Origin of the sequence: Allosphingosinicella sp., assembly GCF_036402135.1 — a bacterium.
In the GTDB taxonomy this organism is placed as follows: domain Bacteria; phylum Pseudomonadota; class Alphaproteobacteria; order Sphingomonadales; family Sphingomonadaceae; genus Allosphingosinicella.
In genome coordinates this window covers 1-7060 of record NZ_DASWTN010000012.1, presented here as the reverse complement: position 1 = coordinate 7060, position 7060 = coordinate 1, and the positions used below count along the sequence as shown (strand labels likewise).

The following is a 7060-nucleotide window of genomic DNA, read 5'->3' as shown; positions in this document are numbered from 1 at the left end:
TGTGACCGCCCTCCCCATCCATCAGGTCCTGCCCGATCTTCTTGCGGCGCTGCGAGAGGCGCCGAACGCAGTACTGGTCGCTCCGCCGGGTGCCGGCAAAACGACCGCCGTTGCCCCGGCTCTGCTCAAGGAAGACTGGTGCACGGGCGAAATCCTGCTGCTCTCCCCCCGCCGTCTTGCCGCCCGCGCGGCAGCCGAGCGGATGGCGGAGCTTGCGGCTGAGAAGGTAGGCGAGACGATCGGCTATGCTACCCGCCTCGATACGAAGCGCTCGGGAAGGACGCGCATTCTTGTCCTCACCGAAGGCATCTTCCTCAGCCGCGTTCAGTCCGATCCCGAGCTTCAGGGCGTGTCGGCGGTTCTCTTCGACGAGGTGCATGAACGGAGCCTCGACAGCGATTTCGGCCTTGCGCTCGCGCTCGATGCGCAGGCAGCGCTGCGGCCGGACCTGAAGCTGCTCGCCATGTCGGCGACGCTCGACGGTGCCCGCTTCGCAAGGCTGATGGGCGAAGCGCCGGTGATCGAGAGCGAGGGGCGGAGCTATCCCATCGATCTAAGGCATGTCGGCCGCGCGTCAGATAAGCGGATCGAGGATGAGATGGCGGCCGCCATTCGCCGGGCGCTTGCCGAAGAGGAGGGAAGCCTGCTCGCCTTCCTTCCCGGCGTCGCCGAGATCGAGCGGGCGGCGGAGCGGCTGGAGGGCATTCCGTCCCACACCGACATTCACCGGCTGCACGGCTTGCTCGACCCACGCGACCAGCGCGCGGCGATTGCGGCGGCGCCCGCCGGCCGCCGGAAGGTCGTGCTTGCCACCTCCATCGCCGAAACCAGCCTGACGCTCGACGGCGTTCGCATCGTCGTGGACAGCGGCCTCGCCCGCCGCCCCCGCTATGACCGCGCCGCGGGCATGACCCGCCTGGTCACCGAGCGGGCAAGCCAGGCGGCGGTGACGCAGCGGGCCGGCCGCGCCGGACGGCAAGGACCGGGGATCGTATATCGGTTGTGGGAGGAAGCGGCGACCGCCAGCCTGCCCCGCTTCGATCCGCCGGAGATACTAGAAGCCGACCTCAGCGCGCTGCTGCTCGACTGCGCGATCTGGGGCGTCGCTGATCCACGCCAGCTCAAGTGGATCGATCCGCCGCCCGCCTCAGCCGTCGACGAGGCGCGTAAACGGCTCCTCTCGCTTGGCGCGATCGATCAGGACGGCCACCCCACCGCGCATGGCAAAGCTATCGCCGCGCTCCCGCTGCCGCCGCGACTTGCGCACATGCTGGTGGAAGCGGAGGCGCGCGGCTGGGGGCAAACGGCGGCGGAAGTGGCCGTGCTGCTGTCGGAGCGCGGGCTTGGCGGCAGTGATGCCGATCTGGAGCTCCGGCTCCGCCGCTGGCGTGGCGAGCGCGGACAGAGGGCCGAATCTGCAAGGGGGCTGGCGCGAAGGTGGCGCGGGCTCGTCTCATCTTCCTCGGCCAAATCGAATGAGGAGAATATCGGCGGCTGCGTCGCCCTCGCCTTTCCGGACCGGCTGTCTAGGCGCCGGAGCGGGAGCGGCGAGAACTGGATCTCCGCCGGCGGGCGCGGCTTCAGGCTCGACCCGCTGTCGCCGCTGGCGCGGGAGGGATGGCTTGCGGTGGCGGAAGTCGGCGGCAGCGCATCAGGAGCCCGCATCCTTTCCGCCGCGGCCATCGATGAGGCAACGGTCGAGCAGCTCTTCGGCGACCGAATTTCGAGCGGAACGCAGCTCAGCTTCGATCCGGCCACCGGCGCGGTGAAGGCGCAGCGCGGGCGGAGGCTCGGTGCCATCGTACTCTCCGAAGGACGCGATGCGCAGGCCTCACCTGAGGAAGTCGCGACGGCGCTGGTCGAAGGCGTCCGCGCCCATGGCCTGTCGCTCCTCCCGTGGAGCGAAGCGGCGGATTCGCTGAGGAAGCGCGCCGCCTTCGCCCGCACATATGATCCCTCACTTCCCGATCTTTCGGACGAGGCTTTGCGCGCCTCGCTGGACGAATGGCTGCCGATGCTGGTGGCGGGCAGAAGGAAGCTCGCAGACATCGATCGATCGGCCCTCAGCGGAGTTCTAGACGCGCTGCTCGGCTGGGAGGGGAAGAAGGCGGTGGACCGGCTCGCACCCGAGAACTTCGTCACTCCCGCCGGGAGCAGCCACTCGATCGACTATGATGCCGACGGCGGTCCCACGGTGACGGTGCGCGTGCAGGCGCTGTTCGGGCTTTCGGAGCACCCGGCGCTTGCGGGCGGCAAGGTGCCGCTGATCCTCAGCCTCACCTCACCCGCGGGGCGGCCGATCCAGACGACGCGGGACCTGCCTGGCTTCTGGGCCGGAAGCTGGACGAGCGTCGCCAAGGAAATGCGCGGCCGCTATCCGAAGCACCCTTGGCCGGACGATCCTGCCAAGGCCGACCCCACGCTCAGGACCAAGAAGGCCGCCGCCCGCTCCTGATCACCAATTATAGTCGCCGCTCCGGCGGAAATCGTAGATGCGGCTGCCGCGCGCGGTGCAGGTGAAGCCGTCCGTTCGCGCCTGGAAGTCGTCGCGGGCGTCATAATCGCCCCGCGTTTCCAGCGTCCCGCGCACGAAATAATATCCGCCGCGCCGCTCGACGTCGGTGACATCGGTTACGCGGATGCTGTCGTAGCGGGAGAAGCCCCGCTCCGCCTCACGCACACAGGCGTCGACCGCCCGCCGCTCGGCGCCGTAGCTGCCGCCATAGCCGTCGCTGTTCTTCACCGCTGACGCGATGGCGGCGATCCCGCCCAGAACCACTGCCGCACCGATGATGTCGCCGGCATCCAGATCGTCGTCGCGGTCCCAATGCCGCCGGTGGCGCGCTTCGGCCGGCGCCGCCGTCGCCAGCAACATGATCCCTGCAAGCGCGCCGCAGGTCACTTTCTTCGCAATGCTCAACATGGACTCGTCCCCACAAGCTCGTTTCTGATGCGGAACGAATAGCGCCGCGCCGGATGAAGCGCGGCTTAACCGAGGCTTAGACAAAGCGGGGTTGCGCGCTATAGGAGCGGCGTCCAGGTGAATCGAAAAAGGTCGGCAATGGCGGCGCGTCTTTTCCAGCGGTCCAAGAATGCGATGCAGTCGGGCACGGCCCGCGCGGGCGAATGGGTGCTCGAGTTCGAATCCAGCGCGCGGCGGCGGCCGGACCCTCTGATGGGCTGGTCGGGCGGCACCGACACGCAGACGCAGGTCACGCTCACCTTCGACACGCTGGAGCAGGCGAAAGGCTATGCCGAGCGCTACGGCATCGATTATCATCTGGTGCCGCCGTCGGAACGGAAGCTCAGGCTGCAAAGCTACGCCGACAATTTCAAATAGGCTTCAGCCGCGGTTCACGGCTTCAGGCGGATCGGGAGGAATGATCCGCGCACTGCCTCTTCTCCTCGCCTTCATCGCCGCGCCCGCTGCTGCCGAAGAGGTGCCTTTCGTGGTCAGCGCCGAACGCTTTGCGGATGCCGCCGCGTGCCGCGCGCATATCGATGGTCTCGCCGCGACGGCGCGCGCAGAGCGCTACGATGCGGTCGAGGGGCCTTACGAACTGGTCGCCGGCGATGTTCGCATCCACATGGTGAAGGCCGAAGGTGCGGGGCACCGCATCTCGGAGCATCGCTGCCTCGCTGCCGAGCTCAGCGCGCGAAGCTGGAACCACAGCATGGAAGCGGACGAGGAGGAATTTACGGTGGAGTCAGTCGCCGCCCGCGCGGAGTGGCTCAAGAAAGACGCTCCCAAGCAATAGAAGCATCTTCACGTCCATCTTGACGCCCTCGCGGCGCTTCTCCTCCACAAACGCCGCTACGTCTTGCAGCCGGATGCGGTGGACCTTGATGTCCTCATTCTCGATGCCGCCGCCCTCGCCGACCTTCGTCAGCCCCTCGGCGCGGAGCAGAGTGAAGCCTTCCGACGACATCCCCGGCGAAGCGTGAAAGCGACCGAGGTCCACCACCCGCTCGGCGCGGTAGCCGGTCTCTTCCTCAAGCTCGCGGATAGCGGCCTCTGCTATGTCCTCACCTTCCTGCTCATCTCCAACCAGTCCGGCGGGAAGCTCCAGCGACTGGCCGCTGAGCGCCTCCCGCCTTTGCTCGACGAGCAGCACGTGCCCGTCGTCCACTGCGAGGATCACGGCCGCGGTGACGCCGCGGGTGCGGGAGACCCATTCCCAAGTCCCCTGCTTCACCACCTTGATATATTTGCCTTCCCAAACGGTCGCGGGCGGGTCGGTCACAATTCTATCAGCCTGTCCGGAAGCTCGTTGGTGTCGGCGCTGGTTTTCGGGAGGTGCTGGGCAAGGACGAGGCCGATCTGTTCCACCGCCTTCGCCATGCCTTGGCCTGGACGGCCGCCTTTCACATTCTCGATCAGCACTGCCATGGCATCGCCCCAGACGTCCGGCTCCACCTTCGAGTGGATCGCCTCGTCCGCGACGATCTCCGCGCGATGCTCCATCAGCGAAAGGTAGAGGAGGACGCCGACGCGGCCCTGCGTGCGGCGCTCGGCGCTGGCGCGGAACATCTCTACCGCTCGCCGCCTCACCCGCCGCGACTTGGTGGAGCCGGGGGTCAGCGCCATGCGGAGCGGCATATAGGCAAGCGCATAGCGGACGATCAGGAACACGGCCGCCAGCTTCACGAACAGGAATGCCATCAGCACACCGCGGGTGAGGGTTTCATCCCAGCCGAGGAAGAGGCCCATTCCATCATTTATAACTGATTGCGGCAGTATGGCGAGCACCGCCGGCACCAGCAGCATGGCCAGCACTGCATAATGCAGGCCGACATCATTATAGCTGTCGGACTTGTCGGCGACGATAGTCACGATCTCACCATCGCTCGACTGCTCGGCGCGCGTGACGGCATCGGTCACGAGCTTGTGATCGGCGTCTGAAAGCTTCAGCATCACCACCCCCCCGATGCGCCGCCGCCGCCGAAGCCGCCGCCGCCGCCGCCGGTGAAACCTCCGCCCCCCCAGCCGCCGCCGCCGAAGCCACCTCCGCCCCAGCCTCCGCCGCCTCCACTGCCGAAGCCGGGACCCCATATCACGATCGGAAAACCGCCACGCCGCCTGTACCTGCGTCCTCTGCGGCCACCGCGCATCATTGGCAGAATTACGAAGAACAGCACCATCAGCCAGAAAATCATCGCGACGGGAAAACCGCCACCTTCGCTCTCCGATCTGCCCTTGGAGCGGTTAAACTCCGCTATCGCTGCATCCAGCTGTGCCTGCGCCTCTTCGGGAGAAGCACGCAATTGCGCTATGAGCGCGTCTGTCCCGGCCGTCATGGCGCCGGGTATATCTCCGGCTCTTAGCCTCGGCATCATTTCACGATTGATGATCATGCCTGCGAAAGCGTCTGTGAGAACCGGCTCCAAACCGTAGCCCACCTCCAGCCTGGGCCCTCGCTGGCCAGGCGGATTATTGGGTGCGATGAACAGGATCGCGCCGTTGTCCACGTCCTTCAGCCCAACTCCCCAGGCGCGGCCAAGCCGATATCCATAATCCTCGAGCGGATAACCTTGCAGGTCTGCGATAGTCGCTACGACAAGCTGCCGCTTCGTATCCCGCTGAAGAGCATCCAGCTTGGCCGTCAGCTCCGCTTCTGTTTGAGGCGGCAAGACGTTCGCATCGTCAACCACAAAGCCCGTGAACTTGGGAAAGGTCTGCGCACCAACAGGCGCCGCGACGAGCAGTGCCAACAGCAGGAAAAGGCGGCTGAGGATCATGGCCCGCCCCTTACGCGCCGGGCTTACTGACCGTTCCCAAAGTCGACCGTGGGCGCCACCTCGGCGTTCGGAGTGACCGCCTGATAGGGCACTAAAGGTTCAGAGCCGTAGAAGATCTTCGCGCCGATGACGTTCGGGAACGTCCGGATCGTGGTGTTATACCGACGCACCGCCTCGTTATAATCGCGAATCTCTATGTTGATACGGTTCTCGGTCCCTTCGAGCTGTGTCATCAGGGTCGCGAAATTCTGCTGGCTCTGCAGCTGCGGATAGGCCTCCTGAAGCCGCTGGAGGGGGATGATCGCGGCGCTGAGGCGGCTCTGGGCCTCCGAGAAACGCTGCATCGCGGCCGGGTCGTTGAGTTGCTCAGGCGTGACGGTGATGCGTGTCGCATCGGCGCGGGCCTGGGTGACGCCGGTCAGGATACGCTCCTCGGACGCGGCGGCACCGCGGACGGTCGCAACGAGGTTCGGGATCAGGTTGGCGCGGCGCTGGAAGGCAGCCTCGACATTCGCCCATTGCGCCTTCGCCTGTTCCTCGGCGGTCGGAATGGTGTTCACGCCGCAGCCGGAAAGCGAAACGATCGCGACAGGGGCCACAAGAGCAGTCATCAGGCGAGTGTTCATCAGTGCCTCCCTTGAATATTATTCAAGCGGAGGTAGGCATTTAAAACCGTGACCGCAACGGGAGATAGTATGCGTCTCAACAGGATCCTGCCCGCGCTCCTCTTGGGCCTGACAGGCTGCACCACCCTTCCTCCCGCCCCGCCAGTTGTGACGGAGATGGTGCTGGACGGAAATGTCACTGCCGGCGAATGGGCAGGGGTGGAGGCTAGGGAGACGCAAGGCGGCGCGAAGCTGCTCATGAAGATGCACGGAGAGACTCTCTTCGTCGGCATCCAATTGCCTCCGGGTGCTTACCGATATGCCGACCTCTATATCGCGGACCGGACCGGGCGCATCCTCAACCTTCATACCTCCACACGCTTCGGCGAACGCGTGCTGACCGGAGCGGACGGCAAGATGCCGAACTTCGTCTGGGAGCCGGACACGGGCTGGTACGGATCGACCGCGCCGTACCGGGAGGGCGGCCAGGCTCGTCCCTTGACCGAACAATTCCATCCCTATGGAGGCTATGAAATGCGGGTTCCAGTGAGGATGCTCGGACCGCGACCCTGGACCTACCGCCTCGAGCTTCGCAGCTTCGGCGGCCAAGGCGAAGTGGATTGGGTTTACCCTTCCGGCAGCACGCTTGCCGATTGGAGGGCTTGGCCGGAACTCCGCTGAGCGGGCACCAATAGCCCTTCACTTCACATTAAGCG

The 7060-nt window shown here is 65.8% G+C and carries 9 protein-coding genes; 4 read left to right on the top strand and 5 right to left on the bottom strand.

Annotated elements, in window-relative coordinates; genetic code table 11:
* Position 1: 1 nt before the first annotated feature.
* Positions 2–2455, top strand: coding sequence for an ATP-dependent helicase HrpB (hrpB, locus tag VGD10_RS04070; RefSeq protein ID WP_331039521.1), 2454 nt, complete (start codon positions 2–4; stop codon positions 2453–2455).
* Here hrpB and VGD10_RS04065 read toward each other — a convergent pair whose 3' ends face one another.
* Positions 2456–2923 carry a hypothetical protein gene (locus VGD10_RS04065; protein ID WP_331039520.1) on the bottom strand — a complete coding sequence of 156 codons (468 nt, stop codon included), beginning with the start codon at positions 2921–2923 and terminating at the stop codon, positions 2456–2458.
* 138 nt (positions 2924–3061) lie between these two features.
* Between VGD10_RS04065 and VGD10_RS04060 the strand changes: the two genes are divergently transcribed.
* Entirely contained in the window at positions 3062–3340 is a 279-nt protein-coding gene (locus tag VGD10_RS04060) for an ETC complex I subunit (protein WP_331039519.1), read from the top strand.
* Positions 3341–3380: 40 nt separating this feature from the next.
* The gene (locus VGD10_RS04055) at positions 3381–3758 is read left to right on the top strand and encodes a hypothetical protein (protein WP_331039518.1); all 378 of its coding nucleotides are present in this window, start codon (positions 3381–3383) and stop codon (positions 3756–3758) included.
* Here the strand turns inward: VGD10_RS04055 and VGD10_RS04050 are convergent.
* From VGD10_RS04050 to VGD10_RS04035, 4 genes are read right to left on the bottom strand one after another with little or no spacing between them, the layout of a single operon-like run.
* On the bottom strand, positions 3708–4247 hold the full coding sequence (locus VGD10_RS04050) for an NUDIX hydrolase (protein WP_414639498.1): 540 nt from the start codon (positions 4245–4247) through the stop codon (positions 3708–3710). The two genes, VGD10_RS04055 and VGD10_RS04050, sit on opposite strands and share 51 nt — an antisense overlap.
* Positions 4241–4918 carry a hypothetical protein gene (locus tag VGD10_RS04045; RefSeq protein ID WP_331039516.1) on the bottom strand — a complete coding sequence of 226 codons (678 nt, stop codon included), beginning with the start codon at positions 4916–4918 and terminating at the stop codon, positions 4241–4243. The genes VGD10_RS04050 and VGD10_RS04045 overlap by 7 nt, the downstream gene beginning before the upstream one ends.
* A complete protein-coding gene (locus VGD10_RS04040; RefSeq protein WP_331039515.1) occupies positions 4915–5739 on the bottom strand; it encodes a TPM domain-containing protein in 825 nt (274 codons plus the stop codon). The genes VGD10_RS04045 and VGD10_RS04040 overlap by 4 nt, the downstream gene beginning before the upstream one ends.
* A 23-nt stretch (positions 5740–5762) precedes the next feature.
* Positions 5763–6365 carry a LemA family protein gene (locus VGD10_RS04035; protein WP_331039514.1) on the bottom strand — a complete coding sequence of 201 codons (603 nt, stop codon included), beginning with the start codon at positions 6363–6365 and terminating at the stop codon, positions 5763–5765.
* A 69-nt stretch (positions 6366–6434) separates the two neighbouring features.
* On the opposite strand from VGD10_RS04035, the gene VGD10_RS04030 reads away from it, so the two are divergent.
* Positions 6435–7025 (top strand): hypothetical protein, encoded by a 591-nt coding sequence (locus VGD10_RS04030; protein WP_331039513.1) that lies wholly within the window; start codon positions 6435–6437, stop codon positions 7023–7025.
* Positions 7026–7060: the final 35 nt, after the last annotated feature.

Excerpts from the sequence above, each read along its gene's own strand:
- VGD10_RS04040 (WP_331039515.1), bottom strand. The coding sequence starts at position 5,739 with ATGATCCTCAGCCGCCTTTTCCTGCTGTTGGCACTGCTCGTCGCGGCG.
- VGD10_RS04030 (WP_331039513.1), top strand. The coding sequence starts at position 6,435 with ATGCGTCTCAACAGGATCCTGCCCGCGCTCCTCTTGGGCCTGACAGGC.
- VGD10_RS04055 (WP_331039518.1), top strand. The coding sequence starts at position 3,381 with ATGATCCGCGCACTGCCTCTTCTCCTCGCCTTCATCGCCGCGCCCGCT.
- VGD10_RS04060 (WP_331039519.1), top strand. The coding sequence starts at position 3,062 with ATGGCGGCGCGTCTTTTCCAGCGGTCCAAGAATGCGATGCAGTCGGGC.
- VGD10_RS04035 (WP_331039514.1), bottom strand. The coding sequence starts at position 6,365 with ATGAACACTCGCCTGATGACTGCTCTTGTGGCCCCTGTCGCGATCGTT.
- VGD10_RS04065 (WP_331039520.1), bottom strand. The coding sequence starts at position 2,923 with ATGTTGAGCATTGCGAAGAAAGTGACCTGCGGCGCGCTTGCAGGGATC.